The following is a 24,710-nucleotide window of genomic DNA, read 5'->3' as shown; positions in this document are numbered from 1 at the left end:
AGAAAGAATTGTATTTAGGTAATTATCAATGGCCGGTCATAGTAAATGGGCAAATATTAAGCATCGAAAGGAAAGAGCGGATAATAAAAAATCCAAAATCTTTTCTCGTATTATCAAAGAGATGATAAGTGCCGTTAAAAACGGAGGCTCTGATGTTAAGTCCAATCCCAGATTGAGAATGGTTGTTCAAAAAGCTAAGGCCCACAACATTCCTAACGATAATATTGAACGTAATATCAAAAAAGCAGGCTCCGTTGATCAAAAGGCTTTCGAAGCAGTCGTTTATGAGCTTTACGGTTATGGGGGGGTAGGAATCATAGTTGAGGCGTTAACCGACAATAAAAACAGAACGGCTTCCGATATCAGAATAGCCGTTAATAAACGAGGCGGAACCTTAGTGGAACCCGGAAGCGTTCTTTATACTTTTGCAAGAAAGGGTGTTTGTTACGTTGATTCAGGATCTATTGAAGAAGACGCTTTACTTAAGGAAATCATAGAAGCCGGAGCCGAAGATCTGATACAGGATGAGGACGGAAGATTTATGGTTATTACGGAACCTCATTTATTATTTGAGGTTAAGGAAAAACTTGAAGCTGAAAATGTCAAAATCGTTGAAGAAGAGTTGACATATCTTCCTTTAAGACAGGTTGATTGCAACGAAGAAGAAGGTAAAGCAAACATAGCGCTTATTGAATGGCTGGAGGACATAGACGATATCGATGTCGTATACCATAACATGGCATGAATCGTTTTCGGAAGATCGAGGTTTATTTATTCCAAGTTCAGCTCTTTTAGCAAGTTGTCAAGTGCTTGAGTTACCTGACTAGCGGCTGTCTCAATTGATTTAATATTAGCTAAGTCGGTCCCTCCTCCTCCGCCGGTATCCCAAGGTCTTGAGTTTAGAAGAGATTGGGATTCCGTGATATTGTCAATACGATCAGCTACCGTAGTCAGCGGTACCGAGCTTGCCATATACGTCGCTGTTCGAGGTAATGGGATAGTCGTGGCCGGTTCGGTTGTTGTTATAGATTGATTTATGTTCTCGAGCATATTAGTTAGAGTGCTCGTCACATTGTTTATTGAGGCCATCATAGTCCTTCTGTCGGAGATTGAGGCGGTAGTATCTTCGGTCCCGAAATCAAAGTTTTCCAGGGGATCATAAACCGATACCAGTTCGGCGTGATAGATACCGTCTTGTCCTCCCTGTTCATGTTGAGTGATGATTTCAGCTATATTAGCCCGATCTCGATACTCCGGTTTAAGCGTTCCTTGGGAAGTAAAAGCCTTATCCAGGTGAGCTCTGATTTTTTTCAGTAGCTCCGGACCGGAATTCGATTCGGGTCCTTGTTGGGGTGTCGTTCTTCCGGACGTCGTTCGTCTACTTGCAGAAGAGAGAACGTTGCTGAGAGCACTTGCAACTTCTCGAGCCGGAGCGGTGAAAGGATTTGATAAGGATTCTTCAGGGAGTGATAAACTGGGTATTTTAGAGCTGACGGTTGTTTCTTCAGCTTGAGAAGAAGCTGTGGATGTCGTTACGTTTTTGCCGTCGGCGGCAGCCATATTCGGTTCTCCGGATCCCTGTTCCGCATATGATATGTTTATCTCTTCGACATCGGAACTGCTTTCGGCATCGGAAATATCATCAGCAGCAGCAGAAGTATCTTTGGTTGAACCGGGTGATTCCGTTGTGGAAACGGTAGTCGACCCACCGGTCGTATTAACGTTGGTAGTGATTCCTCCGAGATTAACGTTGACATTGATTGGAGGTATGACAAATCCACCCGAAGGCGTAGGTCCGGAGCTTCCTCCTACCGGTAGCGCTTCATTAGTGAATTCGATACTTTCAGGGACTTCAGGAATGGTTCCGAGAGGGTCCCAGCCTCCGACATCTTGCCAGGTTTCTTTAGGGACAGAAACTTTCGTACCGCGTCTCCAAGCGGACGGAGTATAATTGCCTTGCGACTCTTTTGTATTGAACGGCCCATAGGCTGTGGCCATCTTAAATTTACTGTTTAGGACAAAATTAGTATATTCGACAGGTGTATCTTCTCCGAGACCGGTTCTTTGTCGAATGGCAGAACTTCTTTTAGTTTCCCAGTCTTCTCTCATGTTACCGTAAGCGAAAGCAAATTTACAGACCCACTTCTCTACGTCTTTGGGATTGGCCAAAGGTTGATTTGTTTTCGCGTTACAAACTTTAACGGATTGTATTTTGCTGTAATCTCCGTTAGGTATGAAGACGAAAGTGCCTCTAGAGGGATCCGGCCATATATAGTGTCCGCATTTTTGTTTCATTTGTCCTTGAACCGTAGGATTTCGCATGAGTTCCAATAAAGATGCCGGCTCCTTGGGATTATAAGGAGGAATGGCGAGTTCCGGTAATTTGCCTGACTCGGTCTTTATCTCGCCCGCTGCACCGGTCTCTCTCATTTTTCCTGATTCCGTATTGAAAAGAACCTCGTCACTCGAAGAAGAGTCGATTGAACTGTCTTTAACCGTTTCTTGTGTTCTTCCGAATATGCCGCCTGTAGCTTGTTGTGTCGTTTCCGACGTTTCTTGAAGCTGACTATCTCCCGAAGCCGATGTAGTGACTTTAGCGGTTATGGGAACGGTTCCGGAATCGGATGACGTAGAAGCCGCAACGTCGACTAAGCCTTCCGTTACGACCGTGTTTACGGTAGTAGTTCCTGCTTGAGCATCAACGGGAATTGTTACGCTGACACTATGCTCTCCTAGTTCTCCGATTGTTGCCGAGGAGGAAGCTCCCGTAAGGGGAGTTTGTATAGGATTGACGTTATTATTATTTCCTATAGGAGCTGACATAAGAGAAAAAAAATTAATAATTTATTAATTTAGATTTTAATCAATTAATTAATTAATTTTTAATTTCTAATTTAAACTTTTATTAAAACTTAATAATTTTAAAGAACTTAAACATTATATTTTTTAATATTTTGATTTGAAAATAACCGGAAGATCTAGGATATTCTAATTTATTCGGCGGCGATAGGGAGAAACATTGAGCAAGAAGACACCGACAAATTTTCTGAAGATAACCGGAGGAACTCGTTTAAAAGGACGTGTTAAGGTTTCCGGAGCCAAAAACTCTGCTACTAAGCTACTTATAGCATCTTTGCTGTCCGATAAACGTTGCGTCATCAGAAATGTCCCGGATATAGGCGATGTTAGAATAACGGTTGAGCTTTGTAAAGAGATCGGTGCTCACGTTTTGTGGGATAAGGAAGCCGAGGTCATCGAAATTACTGCATCCGAGATTAAACGTACTTGTATTTCATGTCGCTTTTCGAACGTTAATAGAATACCTGTCTTATTGTTGGGCGCATTATTGGCTCGTTCCGAGGAACAAATAAAAGTTCCTGCCGTGGGAGGCGATGCTATAGGCAAAAGAACGTTGAATTTTCATATAGATGCTTTACGACAATTGGGAGCGGAAATCAGTTATCTCGCCGAAGAAGATGTTTATATAGCAAGAAGGAAGGGTCAATTAACGGGGACTATTATAAATTTACCTTATTCTTCCGTAGGTGCTACTGAAAACATTATTTTTACGGCTGTTCGTGCTAAAGGCAAGACCATTATTCATAACGCTGCTGTGGAACCCGAGATCATTGATCTGATCATGTTTTTTCAGAAAATGGGCGTGCTCATTACTGTAGAAAATGATCGTAGTATAGAAATTACGGGAGTCGATTCTTTTCATGAAGTCGATCATTCCGTCATTCCCGATAGAATCGAAGCGGCTTCATTCGGTCTTGCTGCCGTTTTGACCGAAGGTCGAGTTTTTGTTGAAGGGGCTCAACATGTGCACCTGTTGCCTTTATTGAATAATCTCCGAAAAATCGGTGGTGAATTTATCATTAATCCTGAGGGTATAGACTTTTTTTATGATAAACCTTTGAAGGGAGGATTGATTTTGGAAACCGATGTATATCCTTCATTTACTACCGATTGGCAGCAACCTTTTGCTGTTCTTCTTACACAAGCCGGAGGAGAGTCTATCATTCATGAGACCGTGCATGAGAACAGATTGGGTTATTTGAAAGCTTTGCAAACAATGGGAGCCAATTGTCGATTAGTCAAAAGATGTCTTGGTTCTAAGCCTTGCCGTTATCATGACTGTAATTTTGCTCATAGTGCTGTTATTAGAGGAGCCACTCCTTTGAAAGCCGCCCATTTAAAGATTCCCGATCTCAGAGCAGGATTCAGTTATATTATGGCTGCTATGGTCGCCGAAGGAGAAAGCGTGATTTTAGGTTTGGATCTCATCGAAAGGGGATACAAGGATCTTGTGAATAAGTTAGCCTGTTTGGGAGCCGAGATTGCTGTAAGTCAAGAAGAATCTTCTTATAGTTTTGTTTAAAGGCGATTGACCGTTTGTAATCCAAGAAGGCTCATTCCCGTTTTCAATACGGTTTCGGTAAGATAACAGAGATTTAATCTTGAAAATTTATAATCGGATCCATCTATACGGCATTTCTTAAAAAAGATATTGAATTTTTCCGCAAGTTCATACAAATAATCAGCCAAGTAATTCGGAAAAAGATCTTCAACCGTTTTTAAAAGTATTTCGGGAAATCGTATGAGATGAAGGGCCAGACTTCTTTCTTCGGGTGATGAGAAAACGAAGGGATGGTCCTTACCTATTTGATTCAAAGTAGAATTGTCAATATGAAGTTTTCTTTTAATGCCTTGAATTCTTACGTAGGAGTAAAGGATAAACGTTGCTGTTTTTCCCTCGAAACGCAACATTTTTTCAAAAGAAAAAACATAATCGTGGATTCTATTGCATAGCAAATCGGCATATTTTACGGCATTGATACCTAAAATTTTAGAAGTTTGTTTAACTTCTGCTTCAGGTAAATCTGGATTTTTGTCTTTAATAAGTTTTGCAGCTTCTTCCACAGCTATATGCAAAAGATCCAATAGCTTGATGCTGTCTCCCGAACGGGTCTTGAATTTTTTTCCTTGAGCATCGAGAACGAGTCCGAAACAGACATGATCAAAACGGATTTGTTCCGATAGATATCCGGCTTTTTCGGAAGCCGCTTTAATTAATTTAAAATGCAGCGCCTGCCCGGCATCGGTTACGATAATAATACGAGATGCTTTCTCGTCCAAAGCACGTTGACGCATAGCGGCCATGTCGGTTGTGTCGTAATTAAAGCCGCCGTCGCTTTTTTGTACTATTAAAGGGATCGGCAATGTGTCTATAAAAATACACTTGGCGCCATCGGATATGGTAATCAACTGCTTCTCTTCGAGTTCTTGGATTAGTTCGTTTAAGGAAGGATTGTAAAACGATTCGCCTCTTTCTTGTATTTCCACATCCAACAGAGAGTAAATTTCAGCGAAGGATTGACGGGAAATACGATAAATGTCTTGCCAGAGCTTTAGATTTTCTTGGTCTCCGGCTTGTAAAGCAACGACATTTTTACGGGCATCTTCCTTAAAGGAATCGCTTTCGTCAAATGTAATTTTGGCTGCTTTATACAAAGCAGTAAGATCCGCAATGCTGTCGGATTTACGTTCCGGGTGAGCTTTCATATAAGTTATAAGTATTCCGAATGATGTTCCCCAGTCTCCTAAATGGTTGAGCTTTACGACTGTATGACCCAGAAAAATCAACATTCGAGCTAAAGCGTCTCCGATGACCGTTGAACGTAAATGACCGACATGCATATCTTTTGCTATGTTAGGTGAAGAGTACTCAACAACGATGGTTTGAGGAGCAGGTATGAGAGCGCCTTGGATTAGATAATCGGGAAGTTTGGATAAAGTTTTACAAAGATAATCTTCGGATAAAATTAGATTGATGAATCCGGATTTGGCTATCGATACGGATTGAAATATCGCTTTGTCTAGTTTCTCGACTATGGTGTCGGCAGCTTTGATAGGAGAAATTCCCAAAGAATTAGCTAATTTAATGGCTCCGTTACATTGATAATCACCGAAAATTTCTTTGGATGTCGGTCGGATTATAGGATCAATTTCCGGGTGTTCGGGATAAGCATCAACAAAAGCTTGTCGACAAATATCATGGATGAATTGTATGGGCGTTTTAATCATGATTAGGAGGGAGATTCTTTTGTTGTTCTTTGAGAAATTGAGTTTTAATACCGGCAATAGCGGTCATAATATCCCGAGCGATATGAGCTCGGTCTGATTTTTCGCGACTTTCGAAATATTGATCGAAATAAAGAGTTTCTCCAAACACGCAGGAAATATTTCCTCCTATTTTCGGATATTTTCTATCGCGACCCCAAACACGGTACGTTCCGTCGACGTAAATCGGAATGACGGGGCATCGGCTTTTAAGAACGATATAACCGACTCCCTCCAGAGGAGTTTGAAGTTCTCCGTCTTTCGTGCGAGTCCCTTCGGGAGCCATAAAGATCTTTCCGTTGTCTCCGAGTATTCGAAACACTGTTTTTAACCCTTCCAAATTTTCTTTACCCTTGGCTAACGGATGACAGTTTAAGGATTTGATAAACCAACCGAAAGGAGAAAAATTAAATAAAGCGCCTTTTCCCAAAAAATGAATGGGTTCCGGGCAAGAAACGGAAACAATAATCGGATCCAGGAAAGAGGCATGATTAGGACAAAGGAGAGCCGGACCGGATATAAAGTTCTCTATTCCGTAGACGGAATATCGATAACAAATTCGTACCGCGGTTCTGGCGATGCTAAGGACTAAAGGATAAAGGAGATTCATGCGGCAGTCTTTTCATTGATTCGTGCGACAATTGTGTCAATTACTTGGCTTACTGTCAAACTCGAAGCATCGATGATTAAAGCCCCTTCGGGTATGACTAGAGGCTCCAAATCTCTTACCGCATCTCTGTGGTCTCTGATTTTAAGATCGGCAATAACGTCTTCTAAAGAAATAGCGACATTTTTGAGTTCTTTGAGCCTTCTTATGGCGCGTGTATTGATATCGGATGTTAAAAAAAATTTAAAATCAGCTTCCGGAAACGTTTCCGAACCCAACCCTCGTCCCTCAAAAATAACGTCGTTTAATTGACCGTATTCCTTTTGTAATCGATTGATAAAATTACGGATTTCTGGGATTGTCGCTACTTCGGACGCCATTGTGGCAATTTCTGCGGTCCTGATTTCTTCGCCAACCGGTTGATTGTTTATCAAAATCTGCATAGGCCGGTTTTTGCCGAATATAAAACGAAAAGGAGGATGAGAAAGAAATTTACCCAGTTCAAGAGTATTGTGAGGATCGATTCGTTTTGATTGCAAACCGTAAGCAACGACTCGATACATGGCTCCGGAATCGCAATAATTAAATCCCAAACGTTGAGCAAGATCCTTAGCAACCGTACTCTTACCGCTTCCTGAAGGTCCGTCAATGGTTATTATCATAGTAATCCGAAGAAATCAAAAATCCTCAATATAAAATAAAAAACGGGCGAGGCAAAAAGTAATGAATCGAGGTTATCAAGAACGCCTCCGATTGCTTTGAAAGCATAGCTGTCTTTAACCGAAGCGTCTCTTTTGAATATCGATTCCGCAATATCTCCCAAAAATCCAATGAATCCCAAAATTATCGCGATCAAAACTATTATGGAGGAGGATTTAAAGGAAAGTGGTTTATAATATGTGGACATGACGGTAGAAAAAAGCATTCCGATAAGTCCGGAGCCGATAAGCCCGCATACTAAACCTACAACGGTTTTTTTAGGACTCAAAACAGGAGAAATTTTTCTTTTTCCAAATGCTTTTCCGAAAAAATAACTGAATACGTCGGCTCCTTTGGTTACGCAAATCAGATAGGCAGTGAGCCAAATGCCTAATTTCGGTAAATCCGGGTTGTTAAACCCGTATAAAATCTCGAAAAATAATTTTAACGGAACACCCAAATAAAGGATACCGAACAAAGTCGTTCCGACGTTCATCACTGCAGAGTTTTCCAAAGAGCCAAATGAAAAAATAAGAAAACCGGTTATCGGTATCAAAAATATCCAAGGCAGATTTTTACCTAACTCTCCAGGGAAATAGTGGAAGAAACGTATCGAAACGAATGACAATATGAGAAAAATAAAAACCGTCACGGCACCTAACGTTTTTTTAGGGTGGCCCGATTTGATTTCGGCCATCGTATAAAATTCTTTGGCACCGAGAGCGGCGATTGCTGCCAATATAATTCCTATGCACCAAGAGCCTATTGTACAGAATGAATTCGCCAACAGTAATAAGGTCATGATTATACTTATACTATGTACGAAGACGCGTCCGCATAAATCTCCGAAAGGCTTTCCGTTTTTCGTCATTTTCCTCTCCTTCTAATTCTTGCCTGAAAAGACGCTATGGCTTTTAAGAGATCCTTCGGAGCAAAATCCGGCCACAAGGTTTTCGTGAAATATAATTCCGTGTAGGCAATTTGCCATAGCAAAAAATTGCTGATCCTGAGTTCACCGCTCGTTCTTATCAGGAGCTCAGGTTCTTCCATTCCTTGGGTGTCTAAATAAGAATTAACCAGATTTTCGTCAATCGTACTTTCATTTAATTTCTTTTTAATAATATCGGAATGCATTTTTCCGAAAGCACGAACCAATTCGTTTTTGGAGCCGTAGTTAATAGCCAGATTCAAATCCATGTCGGTCATGTTTCGAGTCGAATGAACAGCCATTTCGATGGCTTCTTGTAGATTTCGAGGAAGTTCCGAATAATCGCCGAGACATCTTAAACGAATGCCTTCTCCGACCATATAAGAGACTTGTCTTTTTAGATAGTCCGTCAATAAAGAGAAAATCAACGTGACTTCTTCAGGCGATCGTTGCCAATTTTCGGTTGAAAAAGTAAATAACGTCAGTATGCGAATGCCGATTTTTTTAGCGACGGGTATGATATTTAAAACGGCTTCGGCTCCCGATTGATGCCCACTTTTTGAGGACGACCGAAACCAAGCGTTCCTTTTTTTTTCCCATCGACGATTGCCGTCCATGATAATGGCAACGTGTTTAGGGACATATTTTCCCTTTTTTATTTTTTTTTCTCTCAAAAAACAAACGCTTTCGGATATAACGGAAGCACACTTGTCACAGCAAGAAGATAATAATTTTTTCACGGTTTATCCGAGATAAATATAAATCCGGGCCTAATTTTTACGGAAGAGCCCTTCGCAATAATTCGAGAAAAATAATGAATCTTCTATTTAAAAACAACAATTCAAAGGATTGATTCGGAAATCATGGTTTTTTGATTGGGATGTCGGTTTTCGATGGTATTCAAGGATGTAAGGAAAGATTGTTGTGGATTCTTTCGGAATCTTAGTTTAAGATTTGCTCGTATTTTTCTCGAAGACAAGCCGTCCGAAGAGGTTTTATGATGAATAGAAAAAAGAATATTTTCCTTATTTCTTGTGTATTGGCTTTTGCCTTTTATCATACTTTACCGACCGTTTTTTATTATATCAGACCCCTTAAGAACAAGATAGGATTCGGAGAATCGCGTGGGATTATTACTTCCGTGGTTAATAAAGTTAACGGCAAGAAGTCCGATTCGTTAAAAAGGATAAAGGCTACTCTCAAGTACTTGAAAATTAAACCGACGCGTGTTTCTTTGCTTGAAGACGAGCGGTATGAAATCGTTTTTTCCAAAAAGACCGAAGCTGAGAAATTTGCCAAAATGCTGTATTACGGGGAGAGAGCGATTCCTTCCAGAGCAGAAAGATTATGTTTGGATAACCTGTTATCAAATGAGGGAGGAGGCTTTGCGGTTAGGATCTCCTGTTCTTTGGTGGCTCCCGTCATTGAAGAAAATTTTTCATTCGTATCTCTTGAGGAAAATGCAGGACGTTCGGATTACGTATCTCAAAAAGTAGCGGAATTAGTGGATGTCGTTTGTCGAAAAAACAGAAAATCCAATTGTTGCGGGTATTATTTCGATTCAAAAACTCTCACGGTAAATGATATTGTTCAGACGGCCACTTCGATTCTTGATTACAAAAAGATTTTTGTTAAAAATTTTCCGCAAGCTTTGGGTTTTTTGTTCGATTCATCGGAGCATGTCAGTGCTTTCGTGAACAAAGCGCATAAAATGCTTGTCGAAGGCGTTCTTACGAAAGATAAGTCCGGTGAGCAAAAATTACGCGATGCTTTGGAAATTTTAACTAGGGTAAGACCGGTTTTTCATAACTACGTTCCTAATCTTTTGTCCAAAAAGATTCTTTTAGGAGATAGTCATCCTCTTATAGAGGGAATCATTTGGGATTCGAATAAAATGCATGTTTCATTGCTTTTTAAAAACATCGAATCTTTGAAATCCGACAATCCGGACATCATTGGTTTAATTGAGGATTTTAAGCGCAAAGAGTTTGCTTATATAAGAGAAGAGTTCGGATTTTCTCCTGAAGAAAATGGGGGAGATGTTACAATATCTTTCGTAAATTCTTCGGATGTTTCCGGTCTGATTTTATTCAACGGTTCTTTGTTTCTCGACAAGTATTCTCAGTACGTTCGAACTATGCTTCAAGAAAAATGGACACCGAATACTTTCGATTTAACTTCGGCATATTTCCCTATTTTTTCAAAGCAACCCGAATCTTCCGATCCTTTCGGTTGTTATGTTTTTTATGTTTCTTCGGCTTGTAAACATTTTTCTAAAGGTTCTCTTTATGTAGTGGCTAAGGGATTTAATGCGATTTTGGAAAAATATTTTCAGATTGAAAGCTTTGCGGATTCCGGAAATAGAGAGTCTTTCTATTCCGATATCACCGGTTTCTTGGATTTTTTTGCCGGCATGGGTTTTTCATCCAAAGATTATGGAGAAGATAAGGTTTTCGAATCGGCTGTCCCTTTTTCAATTATAGCCGATGCATGCGGAGAAAATTTTCGTTTTCATAAAAGATCCTCGCTCGGAACTTTAGAAGTATCGGATGTTGCCGGTAGATTAGCGGCGATCAATCGCATCGAAAGTCGAGAACACACCGAGCTTTTGAGATGGAGAAATGCTCATCGACACGTTAAATATTCTTTAGATGAAGTTATGCGTTTACAGGCGTCTGTTCCGTATAAAAATGTGTTTTATAATAACGTTCGATTAGCGACTCGAAAATATTTTCGAGGAACCAAGGCATTAAAATGGGGCTTGGATGTTTCTGGCGGAAAGACGATTAAATTAGCTTTTAAGGATCTTAACGGGAAAACGATCACAGGGAAACATGCTATCGAACAAGTTTCGGACGAATTGCATTCTCGGTTCAATAAACTCGGAGTTTCCGAAATTCGAATAAGACGCGAAGGCGATTATATCAACGTGGATTTTCCTTCTTCTTCCGATGTCCCGGCTTCGGATTTGATTTATGCTTCTGTCATGAATTTTCATGTCGTTAATGAAGCATTTTCGGTTCAAGGGAAGTCGGGAAGTAATGTTCGATGTTTTTTAAGAGACGTATGGAAAGAAGCTCGCAAAATATCCGATAAACCTTCCCTACGGATTATCAATCAAGTAGCCGAAACTCTATTATATGCGGAGAATGCTCCGGATTATATCGTTGCGTTGAGAGAACAAGGTCTAACTTTGTCTTCCGAGAAACCGGTTTCGGGTGCCGTTGACGATTCGATCTCGGCTCTTGTCATTAACGGACTTGATCGAGATGAAAACGATGCTCCTTTAATAGTCGTGTTTAAAAATTATGCGTTAGACGGAGCTTCTTTATTTGATATAAGAACTGATTTCGATGCTAAAGAAGGGAATATTTTAAATTTTTCGGTTAAAAAAAGTTTGATTGATAAATCTGGAATTAAACGTTTGCCTACGGAAAATTTTTATGATTGGACCGAAAAATTTTCCGCTACCGGAATTTTAGGAACGGAAAGAGAAGAATATTCATCAGGAAGAGGTTGGAGAATGGCGGTTGTTATGGACGGTTCCGTTATAAGTATGCCTTCTTTAAATTGTCCTTTAAGAGATTCCGCACGGATTACCGGTAATTTTTCCCACGACGAAATAACAAAACTGGCGGCTGATCTTAAGGCGGGAACAATGTCTTTCGTTCCGGAAATCGTTTCCGAAGAAACGGTGGATCCTGAAATCGGAAAAGTTGAGAAGTTAAGAGGAATCTCTGCCGCCGTTTTGGGGTTATTCTCAGTTATCGCTATAATGTGCATCTATTATAAATTCGGGGGCGTCATTGCTTCCGGAGCTGTTTTATTAAATCTTCTTATGATTTGGGCGACCTTACAGTATTTTGAAGCTACGTTGACTTTGTCCGGCTTATCGGGAATTATCCTTGCTATGGGTATGGCTGTTGATGCCAATGTGCTTGTTTTCGAGAGAATCAGAGAAGAGTATTTGTCTTCAGGAGCTTTAAGGCATTCGTTCGAATCCGGATATAAGAAAGCGTTTACCGCAATTTTGGATTCTAATGTAACTACCGTTCTTGCTGCCGGCGTTTTATTATTTTTGGATACCGGGCCCGTTAAGGGCTTTGCTCTTACCCTAATTATAGGTATTTTTTCATCAATGTTTACCGCGCTTTTTTTAACGAAAGTATTTTTTGATTTTTGGTTAGAAAAAACGGAGAGGGAAGAGTTCGGTATTATGTCGAGATTTATCGGGTTGAAAATTAATTTCTTATCCGAATCGCGAAAAATGTGGGGTATTTCGATAATTATTTTACTGGCCGGTTGTGTGGCTGTGGGATGCGGGGCTTTATCGAGTCTCCCAGGTATAGAGTTTAAAGGAGGAATGACTTTTACTTTAGATGTTCCGGGGATCAGTATGTCCGGAAAATCCAATGTCGGGACGAAAGAAATTGTACAGGCTTTCTCTGGATTGGGTTATTCCTCAAGAGATTTTAAAGTTCGTTTACTTAATGAATCTCGAAAAATCAAAATTTACTTCAGTAAGTCCATTTTCGGTTCTTTATCGAAATACGAAAATGTTTCTCCAAAGAACAAAAATTACGATTTTCAGGAAATCCCTTGGCTTGTTGAATCCGTGAATGTTCTGAATAAAGCCGGCATAGAGATCAGTCCGGAAAATTTAAATGGCTTACATTTAAATTGTTCGGGGGTTAGCGGAGCGTTCTCGTCTAAGATGCGCAATCAGGCGATTTATGGCTTGGCTCTGGCTTTGATTGGTATTTTGTGTTATATCAGCATCCGTTTTGAATGGCGGTATGCTTTGAGTGCCGTTGCGGCCTTACTGCATGATCTCGTAATAACCGGTTCTTTGTTAGCTGCCGTTCATTTTTTCGTGAAGAATCTTCAATTCGATTTACAGGCGATCGGTGCTTTGATAACCGTTTTGGGTTATTCTTTAAACAATACGATTATTATTTTTGATCGTATACGAGAATTTGATCGTATGCGACAAACCGACAAGTTGAAATGCGATTCCGGATCGACTGATAATTTAGCTGTTTTGATTAACACGGCTTTAAACGGGACTTTGAGTAGGACGATTATGACAACCGGAACGACTTTGTCCGTACTTTTAATACTCCTTTTCGTTGGCGGAGAAACAACTTTTAATTTTGCATTTATTTTAACCACAGGGATTTTGATCGGGACGCTATCGTCTCTCTATATCGCCCCGCCTTTACTATTATATATTAACCGTATTACGAGTCGGCGAACGATGCTACGTCTTCAAGAAGAAGATTTTCTGCAATGATTTCGAATTATCATATTTATTTCGGAATTTTGAGTTTTTTTTCCAAAGAAATCGGCAATTTTCTTATGCTACGCCCATGATCGGTCAGATAGCTTCCTATTCTCCTCAATGGTTTTTACCTAAGATTGATTTGCAGTGGTGTGAAAAAATCGTTGGAGAATTTCAGTTGCATCCTATTCTGGCCAAAATCTTTGTCTCCAGAGGATTCTCCGACTTGGATGAGATTAATAAATTTTTATATGCACAATTACCTGATTTATATGATCCTGGAGTATTCGGAGATATCAAGAAAGCGGTTTTAAGAATCATCACTGCTTTAGAGCGAAGAGAGCATATTTTAATTTACGGAGATAATGATGTCGACGGCATCACGGGTATCGCTCTTCTTTTGGAACTTTTTACTGAGTTGGATGTCAAAGTTAGCTATTACGTTTCCGGTCCGCTCCCAGGACAACAGACGTTGACTGAAACGTTATTGGATAGATTCGATAGTAAAATCGATCTTTTGATTACGGTTGACTGCGGTATTACGGCAGGGAAGGACATCAAAGAGTTAACTAATAACGGAATTGACGTCATTATTACGGATCATCATCAACCTACCGGAAAAATTCCTCATTGTGTAGCTGTACTGAATCCGAAATTATTGAATCAAAATTATTCGAATCGTGAATTAACGGGGGTAGGAGTCGCTTTTAAATTAGCACATGGAATTGTTAATTATCTGGTATCCAAACAAATCATTTCGCCGAATCGGATTGATTTAAAAACTTATTTGGACTTGGTTGCTTTGGGAACGATTGCCGATCTGGGTTTATTGACCGGAGAAAATCGGATTCTGGTTCGGTACGGAATGAAACAGTTGCAAAACACTCCTAGAGTCGGTATCAGACAATTATGTGCTTCTTTGGATATCGATTATACTGAAATTACGACTACCGATATCGCTTTGAAGGTGGCTCCCAGAATTAACAGTGTGGGGCGTGTGGATGATCCTTCCAAAGGTATAGATTTGCTTTTGGTGAACGATCCGGAAAAAATCAATGATCTGGTTAGGGATTTGCATGAAGTTAATAATTCCCGGCAAAAAATGGAGCAAAAGGTGTTTGCGGAAGCAGAACAAATGTTGCTGCATAATCCGGATCTTTTAAAGAATAAGGCGTTAGTTTTATACTCGTCCGATTGGCATCCTCGCCTTGTTCCCATTATCTCGTCACGCCTGGCTAAACAATACAATCGTCCGGTCATCATCATTGCTCTGGATGAATCGAATACGGGGAAGGGCTCCGTTCGTACGATTCAAGAATTTCCTCTTTTGCAAACGCTGAAAAAATGTAAGGATTACTTCATAAATTACGGAGGACATGATTGCGCCGCCGGGTTGATTATTCATAAAGACAAAATAAACGATTTTAGTAAAAAATTTATTCATATCGCTAATTTTTGTTTAAAATCCATTGATATTGTTCCTAAGCTGTTCTTGGATGCTGAAGTTGATTTTAAAGATTTGAATTATGAATTACTCGCTTCTTTGGAACTTTTGGAACCTAAAGGCAATGGGAATCCCGCTCCGATCTTTTATTGCAAAGTGAAGCAGGCTTGGCGTCCTAGAATTATAGCAGGACAGCATCTTAAATTATTTTTACAGCAAGACGACCGAGTTTTAGAGGGTATTGGTTTCGGCATGTCGAATAAGTGTTCTTTTATCAACTCTTATTTTGAGCAAAAGTTCGCGGTTGCGTATACGCCTCAAACGGTGACTTTTAATGGGAAGAAAAGCATGCAACTTTTAATCAAAGACATTCGATTGAACGACTCGTGAGTGTTTTTAGACGGAAAAAAAATATAATCCAAGCCGTTCTTAAAATAGTAGACGTGAAAATACCCTATCCTAGAAATTTTCTAAGGCTATTCATATTAAAATACGTCCGAATCCAGAGCGTTTTTCTGCTCTTTTTTTCGGTTTATTTTGCTTAGATGTTTGTCCTTATATTTCTCGATATCACTCTCGTGAATGACCCAAGCCGCACCTTTGCGAATTCCGCTAATGGCACCGGTTCGTGTTGCATAATAGATCTTTTGTGCGGGAACGCCAAGAATTCGAGCGACCTGATTAATGGAATAAAAACCCTTAGAATTATCAAAAACGGACTCTCCGTTAAACATAGACTTCTGTCTTGAATAACGATTCTCTCGATATTCCTCTAAATCCTTTAAACAAATCCCCCACCGGGAAGATTTATGTGCTTTCAGTTTATTATGTTTAATCGCTACATAAATAGCTTGTCTTGTTACGCTATTTAATTTAGCCGCTTGTGTGATAGATACGAATTCTTCTTCCCTGCCGTCTTGAACAACCATAGGTTGATCCTGCACATCCTGTTTGCAATCCATGAGTTTAATTTCCCCCTTCTCTCTTGAATTTATTAAGCCTGCATGTACCTATATAAAAAAACCGGTGATTTATAAGCTTTCAAAGAAGAATTTTAACTTAAAGAATTATATTAAGCAACTTTTTTTAATTTATTTTGAATTTTTGTTTTAAATTTTTTTTTATGAAATTAATTTATTAAGATTTTTTAATGTTCTGTATTCCTTGATAGTCGAACTTTTTAAGTAACCCTAGCATGATTCGTTTATTTCTGAGCTACGGTCTTTACGATATTGCAAACTAATCAATTGTCACACAAAATGGTATCGAGAGATTTAACCGACTTGTCATTGATGAATTCTCGATTTTTCTCATAATTTTAGTTTGGGTTTGTTTGATGTTTAAAAATGTTCGCGTGCGTATAGCCCCGTCGCCGACAGGTGATCCTCATGTCGGCACGGCTTATATGGCTTTGTTTAATATGGTTTTTGCTCGTCATTTCGGAGGTACTTTCATTCTTCGAATCGAAGATACGGATAGAACGAGAAGTCGTTCGGATTATGAGAAAAATATTTTCGAGGCGCTGAAATGGTGCGGTATTGAGTGGGATGAAGGTCCCGATAAAGGAGGTCCCTACGGTCCCTATCGTCAATCGGAAAGGACGGAAATTTATCGGAAATATGCTGAACAACTTCTTGAAACCGGATTTGCCTACAAGTGCTTCGCTACACCTTCCGAACTTACGGAAATGCGAGAGGTGGCTTCTAAAATGGGGTGGCGAGGGGGATATGATCGTCGTTACCGATCTTTATCAGCCGCGGAAGTTGCGGAAAGAGAAGCTCAAGGGTGCCCTTATACGATTCGCTTAAAGATTCCTTTAACCGGTGAATGCGTTTTTCATGATTTTATTAAAGGAACGGTGACGGTTCCTTGGGCAGACGTAGACGATCAGATTTTAATAAAGTCCGACGGATTCCCTACATATCATCTAGCCAATGTAGTTGATGATCATTTGATGAGGATTACGCATGTTCTTAGAGGTGACGAATGGCTGAGTTCCACTCCTAAACATATATTTTTATATGAAGCTTGCGGTTGGACTCCTCCGACATTTCTTCATATGCCTCTTTTACTCGGAACCGACGGTTCGAAATTATCGAAAAGACGTAATCCGACATCAATTTTTTATTATCGGGATTCAGGTTACTTGTGTGAAGCATTTACGAATTTTCTTTCTCTCATGGGTTACAGTATGAAAGACGATGAGGAAATTTATTCCCTGGATAAATTGATTCATGAATTCGATCCCAAAAGAATAGGTGCCTCGTCTGCCGTTTTCGATATCAAGAAACTCGATTGGTTAAATAGGCATTATTTATCTCAGGAACTCGATGATTCGGAGTTATTAAAAAAATTATATGATTGGAATTTTTCGGAATCCTTTTTGCTTAATTTAATTCCTTTATGTCGAACCAGAATTACGACTTTAGGAGATTTTTCCGAACTCTGTTCTTTTTTCTTCGTTAATGATCTCGAGTATACTTCGGCTGATTTAATCCCTGAGGGAACCGGTGAAGATATGGTAGCCGGCATGCTTCATTGTTTGATTAAATTCTTGGAAAAGGACGATACATGGAAAAAAGATGATTGGTATCGGGGGTCTAAATTGTTAGCTGAGTTATTTAAAGTCAGTCATAAGAAAGTCGTTATGCCTATTTTATTCACGGTGATTACCGGAAAAAAACAAGGACCGCCTTTGTTCGATTCGGCTGCTATTTTAGGAAAATCCCGAGCAAGAGTTCGGTTATCGAATGCCATAAAAATTCTTGGAGGATTGACGAATAAGCAAGCTCTTCAGTGGGAAAAATTGTTGGCTGAGGGAGAAATTTTTTCGATTAATTAGTCTTTTTATTTTAATTCTTTATTTTGAGTGACTTCATTTTCTTTTATATGGGATGGAGTTTCTTTTTTTTCGTCTTTTACGGACGGTTTTTTTGTAATCCGTGCCCGATTTTTTTCTGCAATGATATAAGGCTGTTTATTAGGTAAAACAGTATGGCAGCACCCGGATAACAGGAGAATGATCAGTAATTTAGTTATATATAATAATGGATTCACAATGATTTATTATTTATAATAGATTAAAACAGTATTGTTTATTTTTTAATTTAACAAAATATTTAATATATGTCGTCCATTTTTATTTTTCCCAGTTACCAAGAAAGTTTCGCAGCAACCGACTCATGGATAAAGGAGGGATTTGTCTTTCAAAGTGTTCAGAGCATTGAGAGAGGCGATCGAATGTATAGATGTCGGATTTATGAAAAAGTCGAGCACGACGTTCAAAGTACTGCCGATACTGTTATTAGGGTTTCCAAGAGACGAATCAGAGAAGCTTTGTATCCGATTCCCGAAGAATCTCAAGAAGTTGTGGGATCGTCCGGTTCTTCTATTGAACCCATCGCTTTACCCGGAGATTTTGAAGGTATGCAAAGTGTGGAAGTGGCTCCCTTAGTACCGAAAGATGTCGGAGAAGAGATGTTTAATGAGATTAGTAATGACTTGGAGCACTCCGGTACGGAAAATCCCGAGGTCGGCATTAATCCCCTGGTGCTTAAACCCGAACTCAGAGCTTTTATTCAAAAAGATCCTGAAAGCAATCATTCTTTTATTTTAGAGCCCGCTTTAGGTGATCGTTCGTCCTTTATTTTTATACCTGAAGGAAATGAGGATAAGGCAGAAAGGATTCTGATAGCATATATGGAAACCGGAAAGCCGGTTCGTAATCCGCGGGATTTAAAGCATATGGTTATTTGTTTCTGCACCGTATACAGTTCAGCGCAAGCGGACTGGAAAGAACGTGTCACTCCTTCCATTGTAGCTAAGGTCGGATGTGCCGCGCGTTATGTCAAATATAATGTTCTGGTGATCAATTTTTCTTCCCAAACCGTACTGGTGTATGCCAATCCCCAGAAATTTAAATCGTATAGTAATTTCCGTGGAACGAAACTTAAAATAAATGAAGAGGCAGTTGATAGGATCAAACGAATCCTTCAAAAGCGTCGAGAAAAAGTTGCCGAAGAAACGGAAGGAGCTTCAGCTTCCGATCAAACTCAGTCGACGGATCCTTCGGATAATGACTGACCTTAGTCCGTTTTTACTCATAAGTTTTTAATCACAACCTATTCTTTTAGGTTGTTTCACGTATTTATTTCATTCTTTTTAGTAAAAAATATTTGATAAAATTTTGTTTTTTATTTGTAATAGATTTATATAGGATTTTTTTTAAAAAAAGTCCGAATTAATTTTTAAACCGAAATCTTTTTTTTTGAGGAGTTTATATGAAAAAAGTATTAATGGTCCTGGCGATTGCAGGTTGTGCTTTGGGATTGGGAAGTTGTTGCCGAGTTATGGATTGTTGTTTCGATCCCTGCACGCCCTCTTGTCCCGAAATGCTGAAATGTCCCAAAAGCTGTAACTCTTGTCCTAAACAAAGTTCCGGTTCTCAATCGAATGATTGCAAAAACGGAAAATGCACTGCTCCTCAAAAAAATGGGTCTCAAAGCAGCTCCTCTCAACAAAAGAGCTAAACTTTAAAAATAATTTTTACAAAAGTATAAATTAAGAAGAAAAATTTATTTTAACGGTGAAGCTTTTCATCATTTAAGGCCGTACTCCGTTGGTGATTTCAAGAAATAGGGGATAAAATCTTAGGAGATTCTATGTTGTCCAAGCTCGTTCGAAAAATATGTTCGGTTTTAATAGTGAGTAGTTCGATTTTTTGTTTTGCTGACGGAGGGATGAAGGTAATAAGTGAGCAACCGATGACGCATGTCATCGGTATCGATTCGAAAGCATATGTGGCTGTAGCTGAAAAGATTTCCTCTTCTTCCAATGAATGTTGTCAAGGAAAATTGGCTAAAGCCAGAGGCAAAAAATCTAAAAAGAATCAACCTAAAACCGGCAATAAAAATTCCGAAGATATCGATTGTTCCTCCTACGGAAAAATGTATTGCATGAAGGTGGGCGACGATTGCAACATCGAGATCCATCAATCCGTTCCGGAATATGCCACGGTAGGATCTCCTTATCCGATAGAAATTACGGCCTGCAGTAAGAAAGATTGTATAGATATTACTATAGCGCAACAGTTGCCGACGGATGCCGAATTTCTTAAAAGCGATCCTAAGCCCATCTCCAAAGAAAACGGTAAGTTAATCTGGAAGATTAACAAAATGAAGCAAGGTGAAACGAAAAAGATAGTGGTTTGGATCAAACCTCTTAAAGAAGGTTGTTTTTTAACTGCGGCAACCGTTTATGCGTCGCCTCAAATCACCTCTTATACGCAATGCGGGAAACCTGAAGTCTCCGTTACTCAAATAGCACCCGAAACCGTATGCTTATACCGTCCCGTACAATATAAAGTGGAAGTGGTCAATTCCGGTACGGCTATCGCAAAAGGATTGGTTGCGGAGAATGTAGTGCCTCAAGGTTTCAAGCACGCTTCCGGGGAAAAAGTGCTAACCTATAATTTAGGCAATCTATGTCCTGGTGAAACAAAAGGGTATAAAGTGGAATTTATACCTCAAAAAAGAGGGATATTTACGAATATAGTCAAAGTTACCTATTGCGGCGGTAATAAATGCAGTTCGGAAGTCACAACGACCGTTAACGAACCCTGTATTAATGTTACAATGGTAGGAGCCGATTGGTCATATATTTGCAAACCTGTGGATTATGTCATCAAAGTCACGAATCCCGGCGATCTTATTTTGAGAAACGTTCGTGTTAATTTTATATCCGCGAACGGTACTTCCGTACTGGATGCTCAAGGAGCTGAAATGTGTAACAATAATGCTTGTTGGATCATTCCTGAAATTTGTCCCGGAGAAGAGCTGGTTTTTAAAGTTTCCTTGAAATCCAAACATCCCGGAAAGGCTTGCAACAGGGTTAGTGTAAAAACCAATTCCGAGTGCGGAGAATGCATTTCCTGTGCCGAAATTACTACGGAATGGAAAGGTTTGGCTGCGACGCATATGTGTGTAGTCGAGACGAACGATCCGATTTGTATCGGAGATCAAACCGTTTATTGTATTCGAATCAGTAATCGCGGTACTGCAGATGATACGAATGTCATTTTAGGTTTAAAATTTTCTAAAGAACTGGAACCTACGGATGTTAAAGGTCCGACTAAAGGGGTTATTACCGGAAATACCGTGTTGTTCGAACCTCTGGATCGCCTACCGTCGAAATGTACCGTTGAATATGCGGTTACTTTGAAAAGCGTGGCTACCGGAGATGCAAGAGGAGAAGCGACATTGTCTTCGGATTCTCTTACGACTCCCGTTACCGACGTAGAAAACACTCACGTTTATTAATCTTTTGCTTAGCAAACGTTATAACGGAAGATATTCATTTCTCTTCCGTTTTTTGTTGCATTGAGTTTTTGCAATCGAAACGGCAATCTCTCATTTTTTATGAGTCGATTCCATGGTAAAGCTTCCTTTGTTCATTCGTCCCGGAACACAATAATAAATACCGAGTCTTACGGATACAACTGGTTTGACGTATCGTTAACCGAGAAAATGCCCGGTTAATTCTTAGGATTTTTTTTCGGAATCTCTATGGTATAAATATCGAAATTTGTTCGTGACCGTTGAAGAGATTAAACAGCCGATTTCATAAGACGGTCTCGACATCGATATCCGCTTGAACGTGAGATTCATTATGTCAAAGAATTTTTTAAATTATCTGAATTGATAATATTGTTTCTTGGGATAAATCGTCTCGATTGTTTTGACTTTCCGTTTCGTTTTCTTAATCGAGACGCTTGTTTTCGATGAACCTTGTGTTTCATTTCGGACGGTTTACCTAGTTCGGACCAAGTTTTATTATATGTTCGAATTTGTGGTTATACGGCCATATTTTTTCGTATTCGGTTGAATACCTTATGAAGTTGACTTTGTTTCGGCAACGATGACAATGAAGATGAAAGGATGGTTTTTTCGATGCGTTCTTAAATCCGAAAGATTGACCTTCTGAAGTTATTTGACCTTAAGGAATCGATTTATTTCGAATCCATAGGTCTTATTTGAGAAAGGAGAATCATATCCTTGATTATATTAACCGATTCTTCCATTTGTAAATCGTTAGACCCGAAAGAAGCTTCTTTATACGTACCGGTTGTTTCGAATGCGTTTTTCAAAACCGAAAGGAAATTTTCGTAGTTTCTATTATTTTCCAGTCGGATCTTACTATTGATAACAAGATTGGGTAAAATAGTTGTCCATCGGTCCTCTTTTACTTGTAGGTTGGGGACGTAGTATTTTTTGAACCATTTTTTTGCCGTGGGATTGATATCCGATAGACTGTCCTCGAAAGCTGCCGAGTAAGAGTCGGGTAAAAGAGGATTGTCCAAATATCTCTCTCCGATCTCTTCTTCAGAATATTTCGAGGGCACGGAAATATCGGATTTTACTCCTTCTATCTGAGTCGATTTTCCCGATACTGTATAATACCGACCGACAGTAACTTTGAACAGGGGTTCATTCTTGAAATTTCCCGTAATGGTTTGATGTTGGACTGTTCCTTTCCCGTAAGTTTGTTGATCTCCGACGATTATTCCGATGCCGTAATCTTGTAGAGTTTGGGCAACGATCTCTGAGGCTGAAGCCGTGTTTTTTGAAATTAAAATAACCAATGGTCCGTCATAGAATTTATTTCCGTTAAAGGTACGGTAGTATTTGACGCTTCCGTCCGAATAACGGGAAATTACTACTACACCGTTCGTCATGAATAATCCGGACACTTTGACTGCTTGAGATAAAAATCCTCCGCTGTTTTCCCGAAGATCGAGAATAAGTCCGAGCATATTTTTTTCTTGAAGCTCGGATATGGATTTTTTTAAATCCAATTCGCTCGAAACGTTATTTTCTCCTTCATAAAATGAATGAAGGTTAATTTTTCCTATAATTCCGTTTGCGAAAGGTTCCGAAGACACATCGACTCTTTTATCTCCAAGGATGATTTTTTTTCTGGTGATTTTCACTTCGACTCTTTTTTTCGGTTTGGAGTGTTCCAGATCGAGTACTACCGTTGAATTTTCAGGTCCTTTAAGTATTTCTAAAACTTTAGAAAAACTCATCCCATCGATCGACTGCCCATTGACGCTTTTTAGTATATCGTTAGGGAGAACTTTGTGACTTTCATGAGCGGGACCTTGAGGAACTACGTCTTTAATGAGAATTCCTTCAATGTCTTCTTTCAAAATGATACCTATTCCGCACATGCCCTTTTCCAGTTGCGTTCGAAGAGCCGATGCTTCCGTTTCACTGAAATAAGCGGTGTGAGCATCCAAGCTGTTGGCTATGGATTTAATGATTTTTACGGAAATATGTTTTTCTTCGTCTTTCGTCGTCATGTTTTTGCCGTCTTCTTGAAGACATAGGTAGTCGTTTTCATGAGATTCGATGAGTTTATGACACAATTTCAGAAGTTTCGATTCCTTCCCTTTATATTTATTCTCGGGACTGTCTTTAATGTAGCCTGAAACTATCGATAAGAAATAATATTTATGCTTCTCTTCGAGCAATTTTAAGTCATCCGTAAATGAGCTTTTTATAGGTAAAGATTTGACTTCCAAGGCTTCCTGAAACGTTTGCTCGGCATTTTCCAGCCAAGCTTTTCTCCAACGGCGTGCTCTGGGGATGCTTATTTTAATCGTATCGTTTAACGATTTATAATCCGAAAAATTGCGATTGTTGTAGTGTTTCAGCAGATTTTTTTTATAAGAACTTTTCGGTTCCAGATAATTTATGATGTCCTTTTTTAAAAGATAGACTTTTGCAGGATCGAAATTATTGATATAAGTGGCAAAAGATTTTACTAAAATATCTTCATGAATTTCAGTGGCATCTATATGATATTCTACCAATTTTTTGACAATGTCGTTTACGGGTTGGAGGGATTCCGTCGTCGTTCCGAACAGAGAACAAGAGCATAACGACAATAAACAAGAGAGGCGGAAGACGTAACTTTTTTGCATAAAGGATCAGATCCGAAATAGAAGTCTTTAAGTTAGTATTCGGAAAAAATTTCCGAAAACTTTAACGTTTTTTAAAAAAACTTTTTAAGTTACTGATCCTAGAAAGGAAGAAAATTTCGTTGTTTTTACTTCGATTCAAGATTGTGAAGACGAATGAATTTGATTTTTTAGATCCTTAATTAAATAAATTAAAGCAATTAGAAGTACGGTGATGCTAACGAAAGCCAAAAAAGAACCCACAATAAAATAAGCTCCGCTGAAAGGAAGAACGGATACCGGCAGGAAGGCCGCCATACATAATCCGATAGCCAGTATCAGGAAAATTACGGCTAAGGCCAAAAGTCCGGTGCTTTTAGTAAGATTTCTTAAAGATTCGGAGGACTTTTTCTGTTGAAGAGAATCGAGCTGTACGGAATTTGTATTTTGTATAACCTGATCAATTGACATTTAAGCAAACCTATAAATAAAAATAGGTATTTTATATTACTTATTATTAAGTGACTATATTAAGAATTTTTTGATTTTCATTTTTTTAAAAATTCACGTCATTTTTGGGTCTTCTTAGGTTCATTTTATAAATAAGCCCTTGCAAACAATCGTTCTCTCTTCTATATTTCTCCGTTTCAAGTTAAGGTTGAGTCGGGA

17 protein-coding genes are annotated in these 24,710 nt (G+C 39.2%); 8 read left to right on the top strand and 9 right to left on the bottom strand.

What is annotated here, in order from left to right:
- Positions 1-28 precede the first annotated feature (28 nt).
- Positions 29-745 carry a YebC/PmpR family DNA-binding transcriptional regulator gene (locus RSA43_02440; protein MEG2496146.1) on the top strand — a complete coding sequence of 239 codons (717 nt, stop codon included), beginning with the start codon at positions 29-31 and terminating at the stop codon, positions 743-745.
- A 26-nt stretch (positions 746-771) separates the two neighbouring features.
- On the opposite strand, the gene RSA43_02435 is transcribed toward RSA43_02440, so the two are convergent.
- Positions 772-2,823, bottom strand: a complete 2,052-nt coding sequence (locus RSA43_02435; protein MEG2496145.1) for a hypothetical protein — start codon at positions 2,821-2,823, stop codon at positions 772-774.
- A 196-nt stretch (positions 2,824-3,019) separates the two neighbouring features.
- On the opposite strand from RSA43_02435, the gene murA reads away from it, so the two are divergent.
- The gene (murA, locus tag RSA43_02430) at positions 3,020-4,381 is read left to right on the top strand and encodes a UDP-N-acetylglucosamine 1-carboxyvinyltransferase (GenBank protein ID MEG2496144.1); all 1,362 of its coding nucleotides are present in this window, start codon (positions 3,020-3,022) and stop codon (positions 4,379-4,381) included.
- Here the strand turns inward: murA and argS are convergent.
- Genes argS through uppS form a run of 5 tightly spaced genes read right to left on the bottom strand, consistent with a single transcriptional unit; the run spans position 4,378 to position 9,097 of the window.
- A complete protein-coding gene (gene argS, locus RSA43_02425) occupies positions 4,378-6,087 on the bottom strand; it encodes an arginine--tRNA ligase (protein ID MEG2496143.1) in 1,710 nt (569 codons plus the stop codon). The two genes, murA and argS, sit on opposite strands and share 4 nt — an antisense overlap.
- Positions 6,080-6,733 (bottom strand): lysophospholipid acyltransferase family protein, encoded by a 654-nt coding sequence (locus tag RSA43_02420; GenBank protein ID MEG2496142.1) that lies wholly within the window; start codon positions 6,731-6,733, stop codon positions 6,080-6,082. Before RSA43_02420 ends, argS begins: the two co-directional genes overlap by 8 nt.
- Entirely contained in the window at positions 6,730-7,392 is a 663-nt protein-coding gene (cmk, locus tag RSA43_02415) for a (d)CMP kinase (GenBank protein ID MEG2496141.1), read from the bottom strand. The genes RSA43_02420 and cmk overlap by 4 nt, the downstream gene beginning before the upstream one ends.
- Positions 7,389-8,300 carry a phosphatidate cytidylyltransferase gene (locus RSA43_02410; GenBank protein MEG2496140.1) on the bottom strand — a complete coding sequence of 304 codons (912 nt, stop codon included), beginning with the start codon at positions 8,298-8,300 and terminating at the stop codon, positions 7,389-7,391. The genes cmk and RSA43_02410 overlap by 4 nt, the downstream gene beginning before the upstream one ends.
- Positions 8,297-9,097, bottom strand: a complete 801-nt coding sequence (gene uppS, locus RSA43_02405) for a polyprenyl diphosphate synthase (GenBank protein MEG2496139.1) — start codon at positions 9,095-9,097, stop codon at positions 8,297-8,299. The genes RSA43_02410 and uppS overlap by 4 nt, the downstream gene beginning before the upstream one ends.
- Before the next feature lie 257 nt (positions 9,098-9,354).
- Here uppS and secD point away from each other — a divergent pair, with 257 nt between their 5' ends.
- Together secD and recJ are read left to right on the top strand one after the other, a co-directional pair.
- Positions 9,355-13,650 carry a protein translocase subunit SecD gene (gene secD, locus RSA43_02400; protein ID MEG2496138.1) on the top strand — a complete coding sequence of 1,432 codons (4,296 nt, stop codon included), beginning with the start codon at positions 9,355-9,357 and terminating at the stop codon, positions 13,648-13,650.
- Positions 13,651-13,726: 76 nt separating this feature from the next.
- Positions 13,727-15,472, top strand: a complete 1,746-nt coding sequence (gene recJ / locus RSA43_02395; protein MEG2496137.1) for a single-stranded-DNA-specific exonuclease RecJ — start codon at positions 13,727-13,729, stop codon at positions 15,470-15,472.
- Positions 15,473-15,567: 95 nt separating this feature from the next.
- Here recJ and RSA43_02390 read toward each other — a convergent pair whose 3' ends face one another.
- Complete coding sequence (locus RSA43_02390) at positions 15,568-16,044, bottom strand: helix-turn-helix domain-containing protein (protein MEG2496136.1); 477 nt, start codon at positions 16,042-16,044, stop codon at positions 15,568-15,570.
- Positions 16,045-16,418: 374 nt separating this feature from the next.
- Between RSA43_02390 and gltX the strand changes: the two genes are divergently transcribed.
- The 4 genes from gltX (at position 16,419) to RSA43_02370 (ending at position 21,399) form a co-directional block, all read left to right on the top strand.
- Entirely contained in the window at positions 16,419-17,924 is a 1,506-nt protein-coding gene (gene gltX, locus RSA43_02385; GenBank protein ID MEG2496135.1) for a glutamate--tRNA ligase, read from the top strand.
- Positions 17,925-18,322: 398 nt separating this feature from the next.
- Positions 18,323-19,165 (top strand): hypothetical protein, encoded by an 843-nt coding sequence (locus RSA43_02380; protein ID MEG2496134.1) that lies wholly within the window; start codon positions 18,323-18,325, stop codon positions 19,163-19,165.
- 197 nt (positions 19,166-19,362) lie between these two features.
- Complete coding sequence (locus RSA43_02375; GenBank protein ID MEG2496133.1) at positions 19,363-19,611, top strand: hypothetical protein; 249 nt, start codon at positions 19,363-19,365, stop codon at positions 19,609-19,611.
- A gap of 132 nt (positions 19,612-19,743) precedes the next feature.
- On the top strand, positions 19,744-21,399 hold the full coding sequence (locus RSA43_02370; protein MEG2496132.1) for an OmcB family cysteine-rich outer membrane protein: 1,656 nt from the start codon (positions 19,744-19,746) through the stop codon (positions 21,397-21,399).
- 689 nt (positions 21,400-22,088) lie between these two features.
- On the opposite strand, the gene RSA43_02365 is transcribed toward RSA43_02370, so the two are convergent.
- Both RSA43_02365 and RSA43_02360 read right to left on the bottom strand, forming a co-directional pair.
- Complete coding sequence (locus RSA43_02365; GenBank protein MEG2496131.1) at positions 22,089-24,065, bottom strand: S41 family peptidase; 1,977 nt, start codon at positions 24,063-24,065, stop codon at positions 22,089-22,091.
- A gap of 135 nt (positions 24,066-24,200) precedes the next feature.
- A complete protein-coding gene (locus RSA43_02360) occupies positions 24,201-24,512 on the bottom strand; it encodes a hypothetical protein (protein MEG2496130.1) in 312 nt (103 codons plus the stop codon).
- Positions 24,513-24,710 lie beyond the last annotated feature (198 nt).

This window comes from Victivallaceae bacterium (assembly GCA_036659455.1).
In the GTDB taxonomy this organism is placed as follows: Bacteria; Chlamydiota; Chlamydiia; order Chlamydiales; family Chlamydiaceae; genus JAVXCN01.
Note: the sequence above shows the minus strand (reverse complement) of the source record. Positions and strands in the feature narration are given on the sequence as shown.

Bases quoted from the DNA above. Each gene is read 5' to 3' on its own strand.
- RSA43_02440 (MEG2496146.1), top strand. From the start codon at position 29: ATGGCCGGTCATAGTAAATGGGCAAATATTAAGCATCGAAAGGAAAGA.
- RSA43_02435 (MEG2496145.1), bottom strand. From the start codon at position 2,823: ATGTCAGCTCCTATAGGAAATAATAATAACGTCAATCCTATACAAACT.
- argS (MEG2496143.1), bottom strand. From the start codon at position 6,087: ATGATTAAAACGCCCATACAATTCATCCATGATATTTGTCGACAAGCT.
- RSA43_02420 (MEG2496142.1), bottom strand. From the start codon at position 6,733: ATGAATCTCCTTTATCCTTTAGTCCTTAGCATCGCCAGAACCGCGGTA.
- cmk (MEG2496141.1), bottom strand. From the start codon at position 7,392: ATGATAATAACCATTGACGGACCTTCAGGAAGCGGTAAGAGTACGGTT.
- RSA43_02410 (MEG2496140.1), bottom strand. From the start codon at position 8,300: ATGACGAAAAACGGAAAGCCTTTCGGAGATTTATGCGGACGCGTCTTC.
- secD (MEG2496138.1), top strand. From the start codon at position 9,355: ATGATGAATAGAAAAAAGAATATTTTCCTTATTTCTTGTGTATTGGCT.
- recJ (MEG2496137.1), top strand. From the start codon at position 13,727: ATGATCGGTCAGATAGCTTCCTATTCTCCTCAATGGTTTTTACCTAAG.
- RSA43_02390 (MEG2496136.1), bottom strand. From the start codon at position 16,044: ATGGATTGCAAACAGGATGTGCAGGATCAACCTATGGTTGTTCAAGAC.
- gltX (MEG2496135.1), top strand. From the start codon at position 16,419: ATGTTTAAAAATGTTCGCGTGCGTATAGCCCCGTCGCCGACAGGTGAT.
- RSA43_02380 (MEG2496134.1), top strand. From the start codon at position 18,323: ATGTATAGATGTCGGATTTATGAAAAAGTCGAGCACGACGTTCAAAGT.
- RSA43_02375 (MEG2496133.1), top strand. From the start codon at position 19,363: ATGAAAAAAGTATTAATGGTCCTGGCGATTGCAGGTTGTGCTTTGGGA.
- RSA43_02370 (MEG2496132.1), top strand. From the start codon at position 19,744: ATGTTGTCCAAGCTCGTTCGAAAAATATGTTCGGTTTTAATAGTGAGT.
- RSA43_02365 (MEG2496131.1), bottom strand. From the start codon at position 24,065: ATGCAAAAAAGTTACGTCTTCCGCCTCTCTTGTTTATTGTCGTTATGC.
- RSA43_02360 (MEG2496130.1), bottom strand. From the start codon at position 24,512: ATGTCAATTGATCAGGTTATACAAAATACAAATTCCGTACAGCTCGAT.